The sequence below is a fragment of the Nakamurella panacisegetis genome, assembly GCF_900104535.1.
Classification (GTDB): domain Bacteria; phylum Actinomycetota; class Actinomycetes; order Mycobacteriales; family Nakamurellaceae; genus Nakamurella; species Nakamurella panacisegetis.
In genome coordinates this window covers 3,709,778-3,731,731 of sequence record NZ_LT629710.1, presented here as the reverse complement: position 1 = coordinate 3,731,731, position 21,954 = coordinate 3,709,778, and the positions used below count along the sequence as shown (strand labels likewise).

Here is a 21,954-nt window from a genome sequence, read left to right as displayed (position 1 = left end):
TATTTACTCGTGCAACTCCACGACGGCGATGCCCGGGCCCGTCCCGAGCCGGACCACCTCGGTCCCATCCGGCCGCCACGCCCCGGACCGCCCGCAGGCCGGGCCACCGCCGGTGCCGCCCGAGTACTGGGCCAGCACTGCCCACATGCCCTGGTCGGTGGCGCGTTTCATCTGCTCGTCGATGCGGGATTCGGACCCGATCACGTACAACGCGCCGACCAGGTAGGCGTCGGCACCGGACCGGCGGGCGGCGATGGGATGACCGGCCACGGCGGCGTCGTAGCAGACCGCCAGCGCGAGCTTCCAGCCGCCGATCTCCAGCGAACCCCGGGCGTCGCCCGCGCTGAAGATCCCGATCTCGCCGACATCCAGGTGCTGCTTGGCGTAGATCACGCGGATCTCCCCCCGCGGGTCGATGTGCAGCACCCCGATCTGCGGCAGCGAACCGCTGGCCGTCGGCGCCCCGACCAGGGCGTGCACCCGCCGCTGTCGGCAGATGGCCGAGAGTGGCTGCAGCACCGGATCTTCCGGCGCGATCCGGATGCCGTGCAGGTCGATCACATCCGGCTCGTAGCCGGTCAGGGACAGCTCGGGAAACAGCACCACGGTGGCCCCGGCGTCGGCCGCGTCGGCGATCTGCCGGACGTGCTCGGCCACGGTGCCGGCGATGTCCCCCGGATGGGAGACGACCTGTACGGCGGCGATGGTCAGCGGTTCCCGGGCCGGGCTCACCGGAGATCGAGTCCGAGGTCGACGGCCGGCGACGAATGGGTCAGGGAGCCGACGGCCAGGTAGTCGACCCCGGTGGCGGCCACCGCGGCGGCATTGCCCACCGTGAGTCCGCCCGACGATTCCAGCAGCACACCGGGATAGCCGGCCCGGGTCCGGCGGACGGCCTCGGCGGTCTCGTCGATCGTGAAGTTGTCCAGCAGGATCAGCTGCGCCCCGGCGTGCAACGCCTCGTCCAGTTGCGTCAACGTGTCCACCTCGACCTCCAGCGTGATTTCCGGACGGACGGAACGTACCGCGTCGACTGCGGCCCGCACAGACCCGGCCGCGGCAACGTGGTTGTCCTTGATCAGGGCCGCGTCACCCAGGCTCATCCGGTGGTTGACGCCGCCGCCGCACCGCACCGCGTACTTCTCCAGGGCGCGCAACCCCGGCAGCGTCTTGCGGGTGTCCCGGATCCGGGCGCCGCTCCCGGCGACGGCGTCCACCCACTGCCGGGTCACGGTGGCGATGCCGGTGAGGTGGGTGAGGATGTTCAGGGCGGTCCGTTCGGCCGTCAGGATCCCGGCCGTCCGGCCGTGCACGGTGATCGCCGGTGTGCCTGGGACCAGCGACGTCCCGTCCGGCCGGAGCTCGAAGGAGAAGGATCCGGCGCCCAGGATCGAGTCGAACACCGCCATCGCCACCGGCCCTCCGGCCAGGATCCCGGCCTGCCGCGGCGTGATGTCGGCCGTCGCCGTCGCCCCTTCCGGGACGGTCGCTGCCGTGGTGATGTCCGGGCCGTCGGCGAAGTCCTCGTCCAGGGCTCGGTTCACCACCGCGGCGACCACCTGCTCGTCGAGTCCGGCGTCCTTCAGGGCGATGCGGGTGCGGTCGGACCAGTCTTCGGGAGTCATACGGTGACCTTTCGGAGATCTCGGACGTCGGTGTGCAGGACGCCGTCCCGCTGCTCGACCAGCACGGAGGTGGTCCACTCGGCGGAGGTGGCCGGGTGGTCCGTGCGGACATGGCAACCGCGCGATTCGGTACGAACCAGCGCGGCTCGAACCAGCGCGGTCGACACCAGAGCCAGGTTGGCCGCTTCGACGCCGGCCCGGGTCGGGTCGTCGGACGGCTGGGCGGAGATGGCGCCCAGTGCCCGTTCCAGGCCACTGCGGTCCCGGCCGATCCCGGCCTCCGCGCTCATCGCGGCCTGCGCAACGCCGCGCCCGGCGGGGTCCAGACCGGGCCGGGCCGGCACGGTCAGCGCGCCGGTCGGAGAGGCGTTCTGCAGGTCGGCGGGCAGTGCGGCCGCGGCGCGCTCCCCCATCACCAGACCTTCCAGCAGTGAGTTCGACGCCAGCCGGTTGGCCCCGTGCAGGCCGGTCCGGGCCACCTCGCCGACCGCATACAGGCCGGGCACCGTGGTGCGCCCGTACGGATCGGTGACAACGCCGCCGCAGTGGTAGTGGGCGGCCGGGGCCACCGGGATCGGATCGGTGGCCGGGTCGATCCCAGCGGCGGCACAGCTGGCCGACACCGTCGGGAATCGTCGCGCGAACACGTCCGGTGCTATCCCGGTGGCGTCCAGGAACACGTGATCCCGGACGCCGCCGGGTGCGGTGGCCAGCCGTCGGGTGATTGCCAGCGACACCACGTCGCGCGGGGCGAGATCACCCAGCGGGTGCACGCCGGCCATCACCCGGGCGCCGGTGACGTCGATCAGCACGGCGCCCTCGCCGCGCACGGCCTCGGTGACCAGCGGCCGGTGACCGGTGACGCCGGCCCCGGTGAAGAGCACGGTCGGGTGGAACTGCATGAACTCCAGGTCGGCCAGTGCGGCCCCGGCCCGCAGGGCCATGGCCAGGCCGTCACCGGTGGCCACGTCCGGGTTGGTGGTCGCCGCGTACAGGTGCCCGGCCCCTCCGGTGGCCAGAACGACGGCGTCGGCCCTGATCAACCCGATGGTGCCGTCGTCACCTAGGACGGTCACCCCGGCCGCGCGTCCGCTGACGTCGCGAACGACGTCCAGCACCTGGTGCCCGGTGAGCATCCCGGGCAGGCCGTCCGCGGCCAGCAGGCAGCGTTCGATCTCGGCCCCGGTGGCATCCCCGCCGGCGTGGATGACGCGGTTGGCCGAATGGCCGCCTTCGCGGGTGCGCATCAGCCCCATCGGGCCGGTGTCGAAGTGGGCGCCCCGCGCGACCAGCCGGGCGATGGCGGCCGGACCCTCGGTCAGGATCATCGTGACCGCCGCCGGGTCGGACAGGCCGACCCCGGCGACCAGCGTGTCCTCGATGTGCGCCCCCACCGTGTCCCCCGGATCGCGTTCGTCCCGGACGACCGCCACACCGCCCTGGGCCCAGTGGGTGTTGGCCTCGTCGGCCGCGCCCTTGGTCAGCACCAGAACGGACAGCCCGGCCCGTCCGGCCTCGATGGCGCAGGTCAGCCCGGCGACGCCGGAGCCGACGACGACGACCTGGGTGTGCGCCTCCCAGGCGATCATTCGCCACCGCCGGAGGATCCGATGGCGATCATCCGCTCGACCGCGCCGCGCGCGCGGGCCGCGGTGTCGGGATCCACGTGCACCTCGTCGCGCATCTCCAGCAGGGACCGCATCAGCTTGTCCGGAGTGATCATCTTCATGTAGCCGCAGGACGCCCGGTCGTTCACGGCCAGGAAGTCGATCCCCGGGGCGGCCCGCTTCAGCTGGTGGATCATGCCGATCTCGGTCGCCACCAGCACCTGGCGGGATCGGGATGCGCCGGCGGCGTGCACCATCTCGCCGGTGGACAGGATCTTGATCCGGTCCGGCTCCACCGCGCCACTGGCGGCCAGGTACAGGGCACTCGTGGCGCACCCGCACTCCGGGTGGATGTACAGATCGGCATCCGGGTGGGCCGCCGCCTTGGCCGACAGCTCGGCGCCGTTGATACCGGCGTGCACGTGGCATTCGCCGCCCCAGACCTTCACGTTGTCCCGCTGCAGGATCCGCCGCACGTGCGCCCCGAGGAACTGATCAGGACCGAACAGGACCGGGGTGTCGCGCGGGATCGAATCGACTACCTCGACCGCGTTGGACGACGTGCAGCAGATATCGGTCTCGGCCTTCACCGCGGCCGTGGTGTTGACGTAGGACACCACCACCGCGCCGGGGTTCTCCGCCTTCCAGGCCCGGAGCTCCTCCACGGTGAGGGAGTCGGCCAGCGAGCACCCGGCGGCGGCGTCGGGGATCAGCACGGTCTTCTCCGGGGAGAGGATCTTCGCCGTCTCGGCCATGAAATGCACGCCGCAGAAGATGATGGTCGACTGCGGCGCGGTGGCCGCGATCCGCGAGAGGGCCAAGGAGTCGCCGACGTGGTGCGCGACGTCCTGGATGACCGGCACCTGGTAGTTGTGGGCCAGGATCACCGCGTCCCGTTCCTCGGCCAGACGGTGGATCTCGGCCGTCCAGGCCGGGGAACCGGCCACCAGGTCAGAGCCGGGGACGAGTGCATCAACTGCTGGTGCCGACATGGCGTCCTCCTCATCGAGGTTTTCGACTTACAATCGAAAACATGGCCCATCGTACATACCTGGAAGTGCTGACCGCGGTGTTCAGCGTCCGGCTCGATGGCGACGGGATGGCCGGGCTGCAGGTCCTGCTCTGGCAGCGGGCCCAAGAGCCGGACGCCGGAAAGTGGGCCCTACCTGGGGGAACACTGCTGGACGACGAGGACGTGGACCACTCGGCTCGACGCCAACTGGCGGAGAAGGTGGACGTCACCCAGGTGTCGCACCTGGAGCAGATCGGTGTGTTCTCTGCGCCACACCGGGTTCCGGCCGCCCGTACGGTGGCCACCGGTGTGCTCGGCCTGGTGCCGTTGGATGCCGATCCGGGACTGCCGCCCGACACCGCGTGGCACCCGGTGGACGCGCTCCCGCCCACCGCGCTCGACCACGGCGACATCGTCGACCAGGCACGGGCCCGGCTGCAGGCGAAGCTCTCGTACACCAACATCGGGTTCGCCCTGGCGCCGGCCGAGTTCACCATCGCCGAACTGCGCCGGGTCTACGCCGCCGCGCTCGGGCACGACGTCGACCCGACCAACCTGCACCGCATCCTGATGCGTCGCGGCATGCTCGAGACCACCGGGACCACCGGCCCCCGCAACCCGGTCGGCGGACGGCCGGCCGCGCTGCACCGGTTCACCGTGGCCGAACTCCGGGTCACGGATCCGTTCGCCGCGTTCCGGCCGCCCGGCTGGTGACACCCGGGCGTTGCGGGCCACTTCTTACCGTTCGATGACCACCGGCCGCCGGACGTGCCGACCGGTTCCCCGGGCGCCTACGGTGCACGAGTGACGACCGTGCTGGTGGTGGATGACGACGCGACCGTGCGCGAGGTGGTGGCCCGCTACCTGACGCGGGACGGCCACCGGGTCCTGGAACGCGCCAACGGCATCGATGGCCTGGCCGCGGCCCGGTCCGAGCGACCCGACCTGGTGGTGTTGGACCTGATGATGCCCGGCCTCGACGGCCTGACCGTCTGCCGGGAACTGCGCAAGATCTCCTCGGTACCGGTGATCATGTTGACCGCCCTCGGCGAGGAATCGGACCGGGTGGTGGGCTTGGAGCACGGTGCCGACGACTACGTCACCAAGCCCTTCAGCCCGCGGGAGCTGGCGTTGCGGGTGGCCGGGGTGCTGCGCCGGTCCCGGCAGGAGACGTGGCCGGGGGCCGGGTTGGCCGACCTGACGGCAGTCGAGGACGGCGACCTCCGGATCGACCCGGTGGCCCGATCGGTGAGCCGGTCCGAGGTGCCGCTGGCCCTGACCATCCGGGAGTTCGATCTGCTGGCGTTCTTCCTCACCCACCGCGGGCAGGTCTTCACCCGGGCCGAGCTGATGGAGCACGTCTGGGGCTGGACGTTCGGCGACGAGTCGACGGTGACCGTCCACGTGCGCCGGCTCCGGGAGAAGATCGAACCCGACCCCGGCAATCCGGTCCGGGTGGTCACCGTCTGGGGAATCGGCTACCGGTACGACGAGGCGACGCCGTGACACCCATGTGGAACGACGTCGTGCACATCCTGCCCTGGGCCGCGGCCGCCTGCCTGTTCACCGTCGGCGTCGAACTCACCGTGCTGGCGCTGCTCCGGCGCCGGTCGGTCGCGGTGAACATCGCCGCCCTGGTGGGCGTCCCGATCGTCGCGGTGTTGCTGTTCGTGGTGTTCATCAGCGGGTTCATGTTCACCACCGAACTGCGGTGGACGGCGGTCACCTGCATCCTGATCGCGATCGCGGTGGTGCCGGCCGCGGTGATGCTGGGTCGGCGGATCGCCCTGACCGGGCTGGCCGCGGAGACCCGGCGGGCCGCGGAACGGGCCGGGGAGGCCTCGCGCCGGGAACTGGTGGCCTGGGTCAGCCACGACCTGCGGACTCCACTGGCCGGGATCCGGGCGATGAGCGAGGCGCTGGAGGACGCCGTCGTGGTGGACCGGGCCGAGGTCGCGGTGTATGCGCGGCGGATCAACTCCGAGACGGTGCGGCTGTCCGCACTCGTCGATGATCTGTTCGAGTTGTCCCGGATCAATGCCGGGGCGCTGAAGCTGGCCTTCCATCGCATCCACGTCCAGGAACTGGTCGCCGACGTGCTGGAATCGACCGCGGCGGCCGCCCGGCAACGCGGGATCACCGTGCGGGCCGAAGCCGACGGGCGCTGGCCGACGATCGCCGGCTCCGATGCCGAACTGACCCGAGTCCTGCGGAATCTGCTGGTCAACGCGATTCGGCACACACCGGACGACGGAGCGGTGACGGTGATCGCCGGGTCGGACGGAGTGGAGGCGTGGCTGGCCGTGCGGGACGAGTGCGGCGGAATCCCGGAGGCCGATCTGCCGAAGGTGTTCGACGTGGCCTTCCGGGGCGAGCCGGCCCGGCCCGCCGCCCAGGACCGGGCGACGACCGGGGCCGGGCTGGGGCTGGCCATCGCCCGCGGGTTGGTCGAGTTGCACGGCGGCCGGATCGCCGTCCGGAACGACGGCCCGGGCTGCCGTTTCGAGGTCAGGCTTCCGGCGGCGGTGTGACCCGGCCCAGGTCGGGATCCCCGTTCCAGGCGATCAAGAAGGTGTAGACGACCACGGCGAGACCGGGTTGCACCAGCAGGACCATGGCGTTGCCCAGCGTGGGCGCCGCATTGACCAGGGATGAGGCGGCGCTGGGCCCGACCGAGGCCGGGTCGACGCCGCTGACCAGGATCCGCCCCACCAGGTAGGCGACCAGCGCCCCGACCGCATTGGCTCCGGCCACCACCAGCACCATCGCGGTGCCGCGCACGGAGCGCCAGTGCCAGATCAGGGTGGCCGACGACACCGCCACCACCAGACCGACCAGACAGAAGATCGCGATCGAGGTGAACTGGTGATAGGAGGCGGTGGGCAGCGGCAGGTAGGTGCCGTCGGCGTAGACGACGAACTGCTCACCCGGCGCGATGAGTGACCACAGGATCGCCTGCAGCACACCGAGAACGGCCAGGACGGCGACCACGACTCCACCGGCCCGCCAGAGCAGCAACTCGCCGCGCAGTTGGTGGTGCGGCCGCGAACGCAGGGACAGGTTCACGCGAGGCAGTCCGCTCCGAGCAGGGCCTTGAGGTCGCCCATCAACGCCGAGGTCCAGGTCACCCGCAGTCCGTCGTCCAGGCGCAGGGTGGTGGCCCGGCTGCCGTTCATCAGCCGCAGGTGGACGGCCGTCGTCCCGGGGTGGTTCTGCAGCACCTCGCGGAGCCGATCGACCACCGGCGGCGTACAGCGGGTCGCGCTCATGGTCACCTGCATCGGGCCCTTGCTCGACGGACCGGACAGGTCGGGCACCACCACGCTCTGCGCGTGCAGGCTGAGCCGGTCGTCGGAACGGGACACCCGGGCCTTGACCAGCACCACCGCGTCCTCGGCCAGGCTCAGCGCGAACTCGGCGTACACCTTCGGGAAGAAGGCCACCTCGACCCCGCCGGCCAGGTCCTCCAGCTGGGCCGAGGCCCACGGATCACCCTTCTTGGTCAGCCGGCGCTGCAATCCGGTGAGGATGCCGCCGACGGTTACGGTCGCCCGGTCGGGCACCGTCCCGTCGATGATGTCCGGGATGGACGCGTCGGACTGGGCCGACAGGACATGCTCGATCCCGGCCAGCGGGTGCCCGGACACATACAGCCCCAACATCTCCCGCTCGAACCCGAGCAGCAACTTCTGGTCCCACTCGGTGTCCGGCACGTTGACCGTCAGAGCGCCACCCACGTCCTCGGCGCTCATCTCGCCGAACAGATCGAACTGACCGGCGGCCTCGGCCTTCTTCACGTTCATGAACAGGTCGATGCCCTCGGCGTGGGCCATCAACAGGCCCTTGCGCGGGTGCTTCATCGAATCGAAGGCACCGGCCTTGATCAGCGACTCAACGACCTTCTTGTTGCAGACGACGGCTTCGACCTTGGACAGGAAATCGGTGAAGTCCTCGTAGGGGCCCTTCTCCTTGCGGGTGGCGATCAACGAGGCCACCGCGCCGGCGCCGACGTTGCGGATGGCCGACAGGCCGAACCGGATGTCGGTGCCGACCGGGGCGAAGTTCTTCTCCGATGCGTTGACGTCCGGCGGCAGCACGGTGATGCCCATGTTCCGGCACTCGGCCAGGTAGATGGCCGACTTGTCCTTGTCGTCGCCGACCGAGGTGAGCAGCGCCGCCATGTACTCCGACGGATAGTTGGCCTTGAGGTAGGCCGTCCAATACGACACAAGGCCGTACGCGGCCGAGTGGGCCTTGTTGAACGCGTAGTCCGAGAACGGCAGCAGGATGTCCCACAGGGTCTGCACCGCAGCTTGGGAGAAGCCGCGTTCCTTCATCCCGGCGGAGAAGTTCGCGAACTGCTTGTCCAGCTCGGACTTCTTCTTCTTGCCCATGGCCCGCCGCAGCAGGTCGGCCGCGCCGAGGGAGTACCCGGCGACGTGCTGGGCGATGGCCATGACCTGTTCCTGGTAGACGATCAGCCCGTAGGTGTCGCCCAGGATCTCCGACAGGGCCTCGGCCAGCTCCGGGTGGATCGGGATCACCGGCTTGCGGTTGTTCTTGCGGTCGGCGTACTCGTTGTGGGAGTTGGCGCCCATCGGACCGGGCCGGTACAGCGCGCCGACGGCCGAGATGTCCTCGAAGTTGTCCGGCTTCATCGACCGCAGCAGGGCCCGCATGGGGCCGCCGTCCAGCTGGAACACGCCCAGGGTGTCCCCGCGAGCCAGCAGGTCGAAGGTCTTCGGGTCGTCCAGGGCCAGATCTTCCAGGACGATGGTCTCGCCGCGGTTGGCCTTGATGTTGATCAGCGCGTCGTCCAGGACGGTCAGGTTGCGCAGACCCAGGAAGTCCATCTTGATCAGACCCAGCGATTCGCAGGTCGGATAGTCGAACTGGGTGATGATCGCCCCGTCCTGCTCCCGCTTCATGATCGGGATCAGGTTCTGCAGCGGTTCGGACGACATGATGACGCCGGCCGCGTGCACCCCCCACTGACGCTTCAGCCCCTCAAGGCCCTTGGCCATGTCGACGACCTTCTTGACGTCGACGTCCTGTTCGACCAGGGCCCGGAACTCCGCACCCTCGGAGTAGCGGGCATCGCTCGGATCGAAGATCTTGGACAGCGGCACGTCCTTGCCCATCACCGGGGCCGGCATCACCTTGGTGATCCGATCGCCGACCGAGAACGGCATTCCCAGCACCCGGGCCGAGTCCTTGACGGCCTGCTTGGCCTTGATGGTGCCGTAGGTGACGATCTGGGCGACCCGGTCGTCGCCGTACTTCTCGGTGACGTACCGGATGACGTCGCCCCGTCGGCGCTCGTCGAAGTCCACGTCGAAGTCGGGCATGGAGACGCGCTCGGGATTGAGGAAGCGCTCGAAGATGAGCCCGTGCTGCAACGGGTTCAGGTCGGTGATCCGCATGGCGTAGGCGACCATCGAGCCGGCGCCGGACCCACGCCCGGGGCCGACCCGGATGCCGTTCTCCTTGGCCCAGTTGATGAAGTCGGCGACGACCAGGAAGTAGCCCGGGAAGTTCATGCCGGTGATGACGCCGATCTCGAACTCGGCCTGCGTCTGGCACTCCGGCGGGACTCCGTTGGGGAACCGCGCCGCCATGCCCCGCGTGACCTCCTTGACGAACCAGGTCTGCTCGGTCTCGCCCTCGGGGACCGGGAACCGGGGCATGTACGACGAGGACTCGTCGAACTCCACCTGGCAGCGCTCGGCGATCAGCAAGGTGTTGTCGCAGGCCGACTTCAGATCGAACTTGCCCTCCCACAGCTCGCGCATCTCGCGGGCCGACTTGAGGTAGAAGTCCCGGGCGTCGAACTTGAACCGGTTGGGGTCGTCCATCGTCTTGCCCGACTGCACGCACAGCAGGGCCTCGTGCGCGTCGGCGTCGGCCGGGTCGACGTAGTGCAGGTCGTTCGTCGCGATCATCGGCAGACCGAGGTCCTTGGCGATGCGCTGCAGCCCGGAGTGCACCCGCGTCTCGATGGACAGGCCATGGTCCATCAACTCGACGAAGAAGTTCTCCTTGCCGAAGATGTCCCGGAACTCCGCGGCCGACGCCAGCGCCTGGTCGTACTTGCCGATCCGCAACCAGGTCTGCACCTCCCCCGACGGGCACCCGGTGGTGGCGATCAGGCCCTTGGCGTACTCGTTCAACAACTCCCGGTCGGCGCGCGGCTTGTAGTAGAAGCCCTCCAGTGAACTGCGGGAGGACAACCGGAACAGGTTGTGCATGCCCTCGGTGGTCTCGGACAGCAACGTCATGTGGGTGTAGGCCCCGGCACCGGAGACGTCGTCGTCGCCGCCTTCGGACCAGCGGACACCCTTCTTGTGGAAGCGGGACGTGTTCGGTGTCAGGTACGCCTCGAGCCCGATGATCGGGTTGATACCGGCCGCACGGGCCTGCCGGTAGAAGTCGTAGGCGCCGAAGACGTTGCCGTGATCGGTCATCGCGATGGCGGGCATCTCCATCTCACCGGCCCGCTTGAACAGCTGGCCGAGCCGCGCCGCGCCGTCGAGCATGGAGTACTCGGTGTGAACGTGCAGATGGACGAAGGAATCGTTGGAAATCCCGGACAACTGACGGCTCCCTTCGATGTTCCTGACCGTCACGAGGACTGCCAATGCCTGACCGCCATCATCTCAGTTCGCGGCCCGGCGGCTGACCTTCCCCAGTTCTAACACGCCGCCCCGACAGTGCCCTGGGACAGTCGCGGCGAGTAGCGTTCCCGAGCGTGACGACACCTGATCTGCCCGCCGGACGACCCGTGCCCGACACCGATGACCTGCGACTGCTCGCCGAAATCATCAACAACGGCGCCATCGGCCTGCCCCAGGCGGCGTGGAACGCCCGCATGAGTCAGTCCGAGGCGGCGGCGAGGTTCGTCACCATGGCCGAGCGCGGTATGCCGCTACGACTGGTCGCCGAGGGCGACCGTCAGCTGCTCTGGCGGATCGCCCAGGCCGGCCCAGCCACCGGCGGGTTCCCGCTCCCCGATCAGACCGGTGCGGCGCCGGGCGGCCCGGCGAGCGGCGCCGTACCGGCCGCACCCCTGCCCCCTTCGGTGGCCGCGCCCGCTCCGTATCCATCGGCCGCCCCGGTCGGCGGCCCACTGCCGGATCAGGCTCCCCCGGTCGCCTACCCGCCGCCGTCGAGCCCCCCGTCGTCGGTACCGGGTCCACCGCTACCGCCCCCGACGCCGGTGGAATCCCAGCCGGTGCAGCAGTTGCCGGTCCCCTTGCCGCCGATGCCGCCCGCCCCCGTGATCGGGCTTCCCCCAGCCTCGGCGGTTCCCCCGCACGAACAGGCCATCGCCGGCGCCGTCCCACTGGGGCAGCCTCCGTTCGGCACCCCTCCCACCGGACCGGCATCGGCCGAACCCGCGGACGCGGGACCGGCCCCGACCCCCGAGCCGAGCGGCGAGACACCGGACGAGGCGGCCCCGCCCGCGCCGCCCGAGAACGGCACCGACCAGGCGGCGGAGCCGGACCGTGCGATGCCGGAGCAGTCGGCCGCCCCGGCCACGCCTGATGTCCCGGTGGTGGCGAGCGCCGCGGTCGAGACCTCGACCTGGGGCGTACCGGGGAGTTCGTCGTGGGCGCGCGTCGGCGACACGTCGTCCGCCGCTGAATCGTCGCCGGATCTCACGCAGGCCTATCCCCCGCCCTCTCGGTTCGACGAGCAGGACGAAGCGTCGGAGGGCCCCGGGTCGAATCCCGCGGGATCGCCGGTGGTGACACCGTTGCCGCCGCTGTTCCCGCCGTCGGTGCTGGCCGACTTCACTCCGCCGGAGCCGCACGACACCCAGTCCCGCCACGCGGTCCCCGGATCGATCGGCGCCGTGGAGCCCGAACCTGTTGCCGCGCAACCTGTTCCAGCCGCAACCCCGGCCCCGCAGCCGCCCCCCGGCTCGTCCCCGACCCGCCGCACGATGATCTCCGGGCAGCCGACGCAGAACGTCGCCGGGCTGTTCGGTGAGCATCTGGCCGTGTCGCTGCAGCAGATCATCGACCCGGCGGATCAGATCCTGGTCCAGGCCGGGTATCGCCTGGAGCCGGGCGAGCGAGCCCTGATGGTGCAGACCACCGTGGCCAACCAGGGACAGATCGACTACGAGTCGCTGCCCGACCTGTACCTGATGCTGAAGTCGAGCACCGGCGCGATCCTGCAGAAGGCGGCCATGGGCGTCGCGCCGTATCCGGCCCATCGGGTCGGTGTGCCGGCCGGGACGCACGCGTCCGGCTGGACCGTCTTCCTGGTCCCGGCCGACACCGAGGTCACCGAGGTGCGCTGGAGTGTTCGTCCCGACCTGGCCAACCGGACCGTGGTCTGGGGCTTCGGACCGGCCTGACCGATGCCCGGTCGACCGGATCCGGAGGGGCCGGATCAGCCCGCTTCCAGGATCGCCTTCGCCTTGATCAGGTCGGCCGGGTAGGGCGCGGTGAACTGGATCCAGCGACCGTCGTCGGGGTGGGCGAACGCCAGCTGGTAGGCGTGCAGCCACTGGCGGGTCAGACCCAGCCGCGCGGTCAGCACCGGGTCGGCGCCGTAGGTCGTGTCGCCGACGCACGGATGGTGCATGGCCGAGAAGTGAACCCGGATCTGGTGCGTCCGGCCGGTCTCCAGGTGGACCTCGACCAGGGTGGCCGACCGGAAGGCCTCGATCGTCTCGTAGTGGGTGATGCTGTCCCGACCACCGGCGACCACGGCGAACTTCCAGTCCGACTTGGGGTGCCGCCCGATCGGGGCGTCGATCGTGCCCGAGGTCGGATCCGGGTAGCCCTGGATGATCGCGTGGTAGATCTTCTCCACCGTGCGGTCCCGGAAGGCGTCCTTGAGGATGCTGTAGGCCCGTTCACTCTTGGCCACCACCATCGCGCCGGTGGTGCCCGCGTCCAGCCGGTGCACGATGCCCTGACGCTCCTCCGAACCGGAGGTGCTCAGCGAGACCCCAAGGGCGGCCAGGGCACCCAGCACCGTCGGACCGTTCCAGCCCGGGCTGGGATGGGCCGCGACGCCGACCGGCTTGTCGACCACCACGATGTCGGCGTCCTGGTAGAGGATCTCCAGGCCGTCGACCTTCTGCGGGATGACGGCCAGCGGCCGGTCGGGTTCGGGCAGCGTGATCTCCAGCCACATACCCGGAGTCAGCCGGTCCGACTTGCCGGCCGTCACGCCGTCGATCAGCACGCCACCGGCGTCGATCATGGTGCCGACGCTGGTCCGGCTGATGCCCAGCAGACGGGCCAGTCCGGCGTCCGCGCGCATCCCGTCCAGTCCATCCGGTACGGGAAGTTCACGACGATCAACCACGGTCTGCCTCAGTCTTCTTGTCCTTGGTGCGGTAGCCGTCCATGTCGATCCCGAAAATGGCGGTCAGTACGAGAGCAACGGCCCCGAGGGTGATCCCGGAGTCCGCGATGTTGAAGACGGCGAAGTGGCGCCCGTCCGGTTCGAACAGCGAGATGAAGTCGACGACGTGCCCGCGAAGGATCCCGGGTGAACGGAAGATCCGGTCGATCAGGTTGCCGACGGCGCCACCCAGCACCAGACCGAGCGCGATGGCCCAGGCCGTCGACCGCAGCTTGCTGGCCATCCGGATGATCACCACGACCACCCCGATCGCGACCAGGGCCAGGATCCAGGTGACACCGGTGGCCGTGGAGAACGCGGCGCCGGCGTTGCGGAACAGCGACAGGTAGACCAGGCCGCCCAGGATCCGCTTCGGTGGGGCGTCGGGGTCGAGATGCGCCACCACCAGCAGCTTCGTCACCTGGTCCAGCACGATGATCACCAGGGCCAGGACGGCGACGAGACCGATCCGGCGGGGACGCAGCGGCCGCGTCACGGCCGCCGGTGCTTCGGGACCGTCGGTGGACGTCAGGGCGTCGTCGTCCGGGGCCGTGGCGCGCGACTGCTCCGGCTCACTTGAGGAATTCACTCCCCCAGTGTCCCAAACATCCCGCCGGGCCATGACCGGTCGCGTACCGGAGGGCAGGTCAGGTGCGGGCCGGGTCTCCGCGTTCGCCGAACCAGGTGGCCAGTGCCCCGCCGCGGCTGACCGCCCGCAGGCGGCGTTCGGTCGCCGACCGGAATCGTTCGGGCGTCACGATCAGCATCTGGTCGCCGGCCTGCAGCCGCACCGTCGGCTCCACCGGGACCGGTGCCCCGTCCCGGACGATCAGGGCGATCACAGCGCTCGGCGGCAACCGCAGCTGCGAGACGTACACCCCGTGGATGCGGGAGTCCGGCGGCACCGTCACCTGCAGCACCTGGGCGTTCATCTCCTCCAGGGGCGCCGCCTCGACCTGCACCTCGGTGGCCTGACCGAGCTGGATGACGTCCAGTTTGCGCGCCACGAACGGCAGCGTGGTGCCCTGGACCAGGGTGTAGATGACGACCACGACCACGATGATGTTGACCATCGACCGTGACTGGGCGTCGTCGCGCAGCATCAGCGGGATCAGGGCCAGGACGATCGGCACCGCCCCGCGCAGGCCCGACCACGACAGGAAGGCCTGCTCACGCCAGGGCATCCGGAACGGCAACGCGGCGGCCAGTACCGACAGCGGCCGGGCCACCACCAGGACGAGCAACCCGATGGCCGCGCCCGGCAGCAGGGCGGCCGGGAGCTGGAACGGGTCGACGTACAGGCCGAGCAGGACGAACAGGCCGATCTGGGCGATCCAACCGAACCCTTCGGCGAACGACAGTGTCGACGCCCGGTGCGGCAACCGGGAATTGCCCAGGATGACGGCCGCGATGTAGGTGGCGAGGAACCCGGAGGCGTGCAGGTACTGACCGGCGGCGTAGGCACCGCCGACCAGGGCGATGGTGGCCAACGGGTACAACCCGGCGGCCGGGAGTGCCCCTCGGCGCAGGCTCCAGCCCCCGACGAATCCGACCGCGCCGCCCACCACCGCCCCCGCGAGCAACTCGTAGACCACCAGCAGCGGATCGGTCCAGCTGATCTGGGTCGTCCCGGCCAGGAGCAGAACCGCGATGACGACCGGGGCGTCGTTGAGTCCGGACTCCAACTCCAGCGCCGCGGCCAGCCGGGGCTTCACCCCGACGCCCCGCAGCACCGAGAACACCGCTGCGGCATCGGTGCTGGACAGGACAGCGCCCCAGAGCAGGGACGTCCGCCAGTCCAGCCCGAGGTGGCCGCCGAGCAGTAGATGGACACCGGCGCCGGCCACCGCGATGCTGACCACCACCGACACCGTGGCCAACGCCACACCGAGGCCGAGCGCCGGCCTGACGTTCGCCCATCGCGTGGTCAGGCCACCTTCGGCCAGGATGAACACGAGGGCGGCCAGCCCGAGCTGCTCGGTCAGGATCGTGTTCGAGAACTCCAGGCCCAGTCCACGGTTGCCCAGCAGCAACCCGATGCCCAGGTACAGCAACAGCGACGGCAGGCCCAGCCGCCGGGACAGCCGGATCGCGACCAGCGCCACGATCAACACCAGGGAGGACAGCCCGAACGCCCGTTGAACGGTATCCAGGTCCATCCTTCTCCCTCAGGTCTGCAATGCGGGTTCGCGATCGGGCGTACCGGCCATGCCCAGCGCGGCCAGCACCTCGAGCGTGGCCTTGGACCGGTTGAACGTGTAGAAGTGCAACGCGGGGGCGCCCTCGGCCAGCAGCTGATGGGACATCTGAATGGCGTGCTGCATGCCGATCTCCCGTCCGGCCGCCGCATCACCCTGCACGGCCAGCAGCCGCTCCGCGAGATCGGTCGGGATCCGCTGCCCCGACAGTTCGATGATGCGCATCAGTCGCGCATACGAGGTGACCGGCATGATCCCGGGAAGAATCGGCACGTCGGCGCCGGCGGCCAGCGCCCGGTCACGCAGACCGATGTAGTCCTGGGCCGAGAACAACATCTGCGTGATCGCGTACTCCGCACCGGCGGCGATCTTCTCGGCGAAGTAGCGGGTATCCGATTCCAGGTCGGGCGACCTGGGGTGCATGTCGGGGAAGGCCGCCACGCCGACGTGGAAGTCCCCGAGCGAGCAGGTCAGGGCGACCAGGTCGCTGGCGTAGTTCAGGCCCTGCGGGTGCGGGATCCACTCGGCCGACGGGTCCTCCCCCGGCGGGTCGCCCCGCAGGGCCAGGATGTTCCGCACGCCGACCGAGGCGTACGAGCCGATGACATGGCGCAACTCGGCCACCGAGTGCCCGACCGCGGTCAGGTGCGCCACCGGCAGCAGGGTGGTTTCGGCGGCGATCCGCTCGGTGATCCGGATGGTGCGATCCCGCCGCGACCCGCCGGCCCCGTAGGTCACCGAGACGAACGCCGGGCGCAGCGGCTCCAGTTTGCGGATCGCCAGCCAGAGCGTCGACTCCTCGGCGTCGTCCCTCGGCGGGAAGAACTCCACCGAGAAGTGGGGGCCAGGCGCGGCCAAGCGCTCGCGGACGGTCACCATGCGGTGCAGCTTATCGGCAATGCAGACTGGCACCTGTGCATCCCTCCGCGTCATCACCGCCCCACACCGATCCCACCGCCGCCGTCGAATCCGTCCTGACGGCCGAGCTGGCTCGGCGCCGGGCCGAGGTGGTGGCGATCGACCATCGGCTGGACGGCGACGTCGACCGGCTGATCGGCTACATCTCGGCCGGCGGCAAGCGGCTCCGTCCGCAGTTCCTGTGCTGGGGCTTCCTGGCCGCTCACCCGGAGGCCGAACGGTTCACCGCGGGCGACCGGCTGCCGCCCGGTGTGCTGCAGGCCGCCGCCGCGCTCGAGCTGATCCAGGCCTGCGCCCTGATCCACGACGACATCATCGACCGTTCGGACACCCGCCGGGGAAAGCCCAGCATCCACCGGTCGGTGCAGAAGCTGCACGCCGATCACGGCTGGTCCGGTGATGCCGAACACTATGGGCTCTCGTCGGCGCTGCTGCTCGGTGACCTGGCACTGGCCTGGGCCGATGACCTGTTCCTGGACGGGTTCGAGCAACTGGGTGGCCCGGCCGGGGCGCTGTCGGCCTGGCGAGCGATGCGGACCGAGGTGCTGGCCGGGCAACTGCTCGACCTGCGGATCACGGCCGACCGATCCGGAGATCCGGAGGTCGCGGCCGACGACGCCATGGTGGTCAACCGCTACAAGACGGCGGCCTACACGGTGGAGCGCCCGCTGCACCTCGGAGCGGCGCTGGGCGGCGCCTCGCCGGCGACGGTGACCGCGTTGCGCGAATACGGCGCGGTCATCGGGGTCGGCTTCCAGCTGCGGGACGACCTGCTCGGCGTTTTCGGTGATCCCGCAGCCACCGGTAAACCGGCGGGCGGCGATCTGATCGAGGGCAAACGCACGGTGCTGCTGGCTATGGCCAGGGCGGCCCTGCGGGACCGGCCGGAGCTGCTGGCCGAGCTGGACGCCGGGATCGGTTCCGACCTTCTCCCGGCTCAGGTCGACCGGCTGACCGACCTGGTGGCGGCGACGACGGCGCCGGCCGAGATCGAGACCAGGATCTCCTCTCTGTTCGACGCCGGGACCAGGGCGCTGGCCGGGCGGGACGAACAGGGCGTTCCGGTCGTGCACCCGATCGCGGCCGACAACCTGCTGCGACTGGCCCGGGCGGCAACGGTTCGCGACCGGTGAGTGCCTGGAGACGCTAGAAACCCGAGGCCTGCGCCCGGCGGTGTACTTCGCGGCCGCGGTTCTCGCGCAGCGCGGTGATCGGCCGGCCGGGCAGGGTGTCATCGGGGGTGAACAACCAGTCGATGATCTCCGGGTCGGTGTAGCCGGCGTCGGACAGCAACGTGATGGTCGACGGGAGTCCCTTGACCACCGCCCCGTTCTGGACGAACTCGGCCGGGATCCGCAGCACGCCGTCGACACGGGTGGCGACCAGCTGGCGTTCCCGCAGCAGCTGGTGCACCCGGGTGACGATCAGTCCGAGAGCGGAGGCGATGTCCGGGACGGGAACGAGCTTGGGCGGTCCGGAATCGGGGGTTCCCGACGCGGACGGGGAGTTGTTCGGCACCGGTCAAGGGTCCCATCCCGGACGGTCAGCCGTCGAACCGATGTCCGACGCGGGCGCCAACGGGCCGTGACGGGGCGCAAGTCCTCCTAGGATCGGGAGTCGTGAGCACCTCTGGCGGCGGGCGGACCCGGCCCACCCTGGTCGGGACCGTCCTCGACGGCCGCTACCGGGTCGGCGCCGTCATCGCCCGCGGTGGGATGTCCACGGTGTACCGCGGGATGGATCTGCGCCTGGACCGACCGGTGGCGATCAAGGTGATGAAGTCGTCCTTCGCGTCCGATCCGTCGTTCCTGACCCGGTTCGAACGGGAGGCCAGGACGGCGGCCGGCCTGGCCCACCGCGGCGTGGTCGCCGTCTACGACCAGGGCCGGGACGGCGACATCGTGTTCCTGGTGATGGAACTCGTCGACGGCGGCACCCTGCGCGACCTGATGCGGCAGTCCGGCGCGTTGTCGGTTCCGGTGACCCTGTCGATCCTCGAACCGCTGCTGGCGGCCCTCGGCGCGGCGCACGCGGGCGGCCTGGTGCACCGGGACGTCAAACCGGAGAATGTCCTCATCTCCTCCAAGGGTGAGGTGAAGGTCGCCGATTTCGGCCTGGTACGGGCGATCTCGTCACAGACCATGGCCACCGGCGACGTGATCCTGGGCACCGTCGCGTATCTCTCGCCCGAACAGGTCTCGACCGGGGCGTCCGATCCACGGTCGGACGTGTACTCGGCCGGCATCGTGGCGTACGAGATGCTGACCGGGCACACCCCGTACCTGGGCGACAACGCCATCTCGGTGGCCTACCAGCACGTTCACTCCGACGTCCCGCCGGTGACCGACGATGCCCCCGGTGTCCCGGTGGAACTGGACGACCTGATCCTGGCGGCGACCCGGCGTGACCCGTTCGCGCGCCCGCGCGACGCGTCGGCCTTCCTGTCGGCCCTGGTCTCGATGAGAGCCCGGCTCGGGCTGGCCCGGGCCGTCGTGCCGGTCCCACGGGTGGCCGCGCCGGCCGGCCGGCCGACGGGCACCGCGGGCCGCTCCGCGGCCACGTCGATCCGGACGCCCGCCCAGCAGACCCGCCTGACCGATCATCCGACCGTCGGGCCGGCCGGCCCGACCGGCACCCGGATGGTGCCCGGCGTCGGCGCGGGCACGGTCGATCTGCGGTCGGCCGTGCCACCCGAGCCCGATCAGCCGGGCCCGATCGTCCGCCGGCGCACCCCGTCGCGGCTGCGCCGATGGCTGATCGTCGCGGTCATCGTCCTGCTCCTGGGAACGGCGGCCGCCGTCGGCGGCTGGTGGCTGGGCAGCGGTCGGTGGGCCTACGCGCCGGCCGTGGTCAACGTCGAACAACAGAAGGCCGAGACCCTGGTGCGCAACGCCGGCCTCGTCCCGCACGTGTCCACCGAACCCAGCGACACCGTGCCGCAGGGCACGGTCGCGGGCAGCCGGCCGGCCACCGGGGCCCGGATGCTGCGTGGGTCCGAGGTCGACCTGGTCGTCTCGACCGGCCGCCCGGTGGTACCGGCCATCACGGCGGGAAGCACGGTGGCGCAAGCCGTCCTGACGATCAAGGACGCCGACCTGAACCCGGTCTACGGCGAGGCCACCGACGAGTACAGCAGCACGGTCCCGGTCGGTGCCGTGATCACCACCGACCCGCCACCGGACACCACGCTGCCGCTCGCGGCCGACGTGACCATCGTCCGATCGAAGGGCCCGGCGCCGGTCCCGGTGCCCGATGTGGCCGGTAAGGCCGGCGACGACGCCAAGAACGCGCTGATCGTGGCCGGATTCACCGTCGCCGCCGACAAGGACGTGTTCGATCCCGACGTCGATCCCGGGAGCATCACCGGCACCGACCCGGCGGCCGGCCAACTGGTGCCGGCCGGGTCCGCGGTGGCGCTGGTCGTCGCCACCTCGCTGGAGGTGCCGGTCGTGCGCGGCGAATCCCTGGACGCCGCCGCCGCCGATCTCCGGCGGTCCGGGTTCGTGGTGACCGTCGGACCGTCGGCCTACGACGGCGACGTCGACGGCGGTCTGGTCATCGGCACCGATCCGGCGGCCGGAGTCCGCGTCGACCCGGCGAACCCCGCCGTCACCCTGACCGGCTCCAACGCCGTATCCGTGCCCGACGTCACCAGGGGCAACGTCCAGCAGGCCAAGGACCAGCTGTCCGCCCTCGGCCTGCAGACCGCGGTGAGCGCGATGTTCGGCGCGTCCGGGTCATCGGTGATCGGGCAGGATCCGTCGGCGGGCAGCCGCGTCGAACCGGGTTCGACCGTCCGGGTCAGCGCCTTCCCGTAACCCCGTACCGCCGGAATCGGTCAGCTGCGGAGCATCTCGGCCACCAGGAAGGCCAGTTCGAGCGACTGCTGCGTGTTGAGTCGCGGGTCGCAAGCGGTCTCGTAACGATCGGCCAGATCGGCATCGCTGATCTCCTGCGCGCCACCGAGGCATTCGGTGACGTTCTCGCCGGTGAGTTCCACGTGGATGCCGCCCGGGTGGCTGCCGAGGTCGCGGTGCACCTCGAAGAAGCCCTGCACCTCGTCCACGATCCGGTCGAAATGCCGTGTCTTGTAACCGGTCGAGGCCTCGTGCGTGTTGCCGTGCATCGGATCGCACTGCCAGATCACCTTGTGCCCGCTGGCCTCGACCTTCTCGACGATCGACGGCAGCACGTCACGGACCTTGCCGTTCCCCATCCGGGAGATCAGGGTCAGCCGGCCCGGGGTGCCGTGCGGGTCGAGCCGTTCGACGTACTCGACGGCCTGTTCGGGGGTGGTACCGGGGCCGATCTTGAGGCCGATCGGGTTGGCCAGGATCTCGGCGAACGCAATGTGTGCACCGTCGAGTTGTCGGGTCCGCTCCCCGATCCAGAGGAAGTGCCCGGACAGGTCGTACAGCCGCGGGACGTCGCCGCCCGACTCCAGCCGGAGCATGGCCCGCTCGTAGTCCAGCAGCAGCGCCTCGTGCGAGGAGAAGATCTCCACCGAGTGCAGGCTGTGCGAGTCGGCGCCGCAGGCCGACATGAAACGCATGGCGCGGTCGATCTCGCCGGCCATCCGTTCGAATCGCTCGCCGGCGCGTGAATTGGCGACGAATTCCTGGTTCCACTCGTGCACGCTGGCCAGATCCCCCATGCCGGCTCCGGTCAGAGCCCGTACCAGGTTCATCGCGGCGGAGGCGTTGGCGTACGCCCGGACCATGCGGGACGGGTCCGGAACCCGGGCCTCGGGGGTGGTCTCCAGTGAGTTGATGATGTCGCCCCGGTAGGAGGCCAGACCCAGTGAGTCGATGTTGGAGCTCCGCGGTTTGGCGTACTGCCCGGCGATCCGGGCCACCTTGACCACCGGCATCGAGGAGCCGTAGGTGAGCACGACGGCCATCTGCAGCAGGGTCTGGATGTTGCCGCGGATGTGGGGTTCGGTGTTGTCGACGAAGGTCTCGGCGCAGTCGCCGCCCTGCAACAGGAAGGCCCGCCCGTTGGCCACGTCGGCCAGCTGGGAGTGCAGCCGATCGACCTCGCGCGGCACGGTGATCGGCGGGACGGCCTCGAGCAGCGCGCGGACGGCGAGCACCTGCTCGGGGTCGGGCCACTCCGGCTGCTGGGCCGCCGGCCTGGCCAGTGCCTTGTCCAGGTCGGCGCGAAGCGTGCCGGGGAGCGGGGGCAGGGTCGGCAGGATGTCCGCTGGGATATCGACTGTCCAGTTCACG

General features: G+C 70.4%; 18 protein-coding genes. 6 read left to right on the top strand and 12 right to left on the bottom strand.

The features are described from left to right. Positions 1 to 3 precede the first annotated feature (3 nt). From BLS97_RS16760 to nadA, 4 genes are read right to left on the bottom strand one after another with little or no spacing between them, the layout of a single operon-like run. Positions 4 to 732, bottom strand: coding sequence for a carbon-nitrogen hydrolase family protein (locus BLS97_RS16760; protein WP_090477878.1), 729 nt, complete (start codon positions 730 to 732; stop codon positions 4 to 6). Then, the gene (gene nadC, locus BLS97_RS16755) at positions 729 to 1,625 is read right to left on the bottom strand and encodes a carboxylating nicotinate-nucleotide diphosphorylase (RefSeq protein ID WP_090477871.1); all 897 of its coding nucleotides are present in this window, start codon (positions 1,623 to 1,625) and stop codon (positions 729 to 731) included. Before nadC ends, BLS97_RS16760 begins: the two co-directional genes overlap by 4 nt. After that, positions 1,622 to 3,214, bottom strand: a complete 1,593-nt coding sequence (locus tag BLS97_RS16750) for an L-aspartate oxidase (protein ID WP_090477867.1) — start codon at positions 3,212 to 3,214, stop codon at positions 1,622 to 1,624. Before BLS97_RS16750 ends, nadC begins: the two co-directional genes overlap by 4 nt. Beyond that, positions 3,211 to 4,224, bottom strand: coding sequence for a quinolinate synthase NadA (gene nadA, locus BLS97_RS16745; RefSeq protein ID WP_090477864.1), 1,014 nt, complete (start codon positions 4,222 to 4,224; stop codon positions 3,211 to 3,213). The genes BLS97_RS16750 and nadA overlap by 4 nt, the downstream gene beginning before the upstream one ends. A 41-nt stretch (positions 4,225 to 4,265) precedes the next feature. On the opposite strand from nadA, the gene BLS97_RS16740 reads away from it, so the two are divergent. From BLS97_RS16740 to BLS97_RS16730, 3 genes are all read left to right on the top strand, one after another. Continuing rightward, positions 4,266 to 4,958 carry an NUDIX hydrolase gene (locus BLS97_RS16740; RefSeq protein ID WP_090477861.1) on the top strand — a complete coding sequence of 231 codons (693 nt, stop codon included), beginning with the start codon at positions 4,266 to 4,268 and terminating at the stop codon, positions 4,956 to 4,958. Positions 4,959 to 5,048: 90 nt separating this feature from the next. Then, positions 5,049 to 5,750 (top strand): response regulator transcription factor, encoded by a 702-nt coding sequence (locus tag BLS97_RS16735; protein WP_172832292.1) that lies wholly within the window; start codon positions 5,049 to 5,051, stop codon positions 5,748 to 5,750. A gap of 5 nt (positions 5,751 to 5,755) precedes the next feature. Then, positions 5,756 to 6,775: a sensor histidine kinase gene (locus tag BLS97_RS16730; RefSeq protein WP_090477849.1), complete on the top strand. Its 1,020-nt coding sequence runs from the start codon at positions 5,756 to 5,758 to the stop codon at positions 6,773 to 6,775. Here the strand turns inward: BLS97_RS16730 and BLS97_RS16725 are convergent. Next, positions 6,753 to 7,310 (bottom strand): DUF2567 domain-containing protein, encoded by a 558-nt coding sequence (locus tag BLS97_RS16725; RefSeq protein ID WP_157695481.1) that lies wholly within the window; start codon positions 7,308 to 7,310, stop codon positions 6,753 to 6,755. The two genes, BLS97_RS16730 and BLS97_RS16725, sit on opposite strands and share 23 nt — an antisense overlap. After that, positions 7,307 to 10,828 (bottom strand): DNA polymerase III subunit alpha, encoded by a 3,522-nt coding sequence (dnaE, locus tag BLS97_RS16720; RefSeq protein WP_090482452.1) that lies wholly within the window; start codon positions 10,826 to 10,828, stop codon positions 7,307 to 7,309. Before dnaE ends, BLS97_RS16725 begins: the two co-directional genes overlap by 4 nt. A gap of 164 nt (positions 10,829 to 10,992) precedes the next feature. Here dnaE and BLS97_RS16715 point away from each other — a divergent pair, with 164 nt between their 5' ends. Next, positions 10,993 to 12,609 (top strand): hypothetical protein, encoded by a 1,617-nt coding sequence (locus BLS97_RS16715; RefSeq protein ID WP_157695480.1) that lies wholly within the window; start codon positions 10,993 to 10,995, stop codon positions 12,607 to 12,609. Between the two features lie 35 nt (positions 12,610 to 12,644). On the opposite strand, the gene BLS97_RS16710 is transcribed toward BLS97_RS16715, so the two are convergent. From BLS97_RS16710 to metF, 4 genes are read right to left on the bottom strand one after another with little or no spacing between them, the layout of a single operon-like run. Next, the gene (locus BLS97_RS16710) at positions 12,645 to 13,526 is read right to left on the bottom strand and encodes an RluA family pseudouridine synthase (RefSeq protein ID WP_090477842.1); all 882 of its coding nucleotides are present in this window, start codon (positions 13,524 to 13,526) and stop codon (positions 12,645 to 12,647) included. A 37-nt stretch (positions 13,527 to 13,563) separates the two neighbouring features. Continuing rightward, entirely contained in the window at positions 13,564 to 14,199 is a 636-nt protein-coding gene (gene lspA, locus BLS97_RS16705) for a signal peptidase II (protein WP_231988153.1), read from the bottom strand. 58 nt (positions 14,200 to 14,257) lie between these two features. Beyond that, entirely contained in the window at positions 14,258 to 15,769 is a 1,512-nt protein-coding gene (locus tag BLS97_RS16700; RefSeq protein WP_090477834.1) for a potassium/proton antiporter, read from the bottom strand. 9 nt (positions 15,770 to 15,778) lie between these two features. Then, the gene (gene metF / locus BLS97_RS16695) at positions 15,779 to 16,687 is read right to left on the bottom strand and encodes a methylenetetrahydrofolate reductase [NAD(P)H] (protein ID WP_090477831.1); all 909 of its coding nucleotides are present in this window, start codon (positions 16,685 to 16,687) and stop codon (positions 15,779 to 15,781) included. A gap of 35 nt (positions 16,688 to 16,722) precedes the next feature. On the opposite strand from metF, the gene BLS97_RS16690 reads away from it, so the two are divergent. Continuing rightward, the gene (locus tag BLS97_RS16690; protein ID WP_231988152.1) at positions 16,723 to 17,859 is read left to right on the top strand and encodes a polyprenyl synthetase family protein; all 1,137 of its coding nucleotides are present in this window, start codon (positions 16,723 to 16,725) and stop codon (positions 17,857 to 17,859) included. Positions 17,860 to 17,872: 13 nt separating this feature from the next. On the opposite strand, the gene BLS97_RS16685 is transcribed toward BLS97_RS16690, so the two are convergent. Further along, complete coding sequence (locus BLS97_RS16685; RefSeq protein ID WP_090477828.1) at positions 17,873 to 18,244, bottom strand: Rv2175c family DNA-binding protein; 372 nt, start codon at positions 18,242 to 18,244, stop codon at positions 17,873 to 17,875. Positions 18,245 to 18,345: 101 nt separating this feature from the next. Between BLS97_RS16685 and pknB the strand changes: the two genes are divergently transcribed. Beyond that, positions 18,346 to 20,544, top strand: coding sequence for a Stk1 family PASTA domain-containing Ser/Thr kinase (gene pknB, locus BLS97_RS16680; protein WP_090477825.1), 2,199 nt, complete (start codon positions 18,346 to 18,348; stop codon positions 20,542 to 20,544). A 20-nt stretch (positions 20,545 to 20,564) separates the two neighbouring features. Here pknB and BLS97_RS16675 read toward each other — a convergent pair whose 3' ends face one another. After that, positions 20,565 to 21,953, bottom strand: a complete 1,389-nt coding sequence (locus BLS97_RS16675; protein ID WP_090477822.1) for a class II 3-deoxy-7-phosphoheptulonate synthase — start codon at positions 21,951 to 21,953, stop codon at positions 20,565 to 20,567. Position 21,954: the final 1 nt, after the last annotated feature.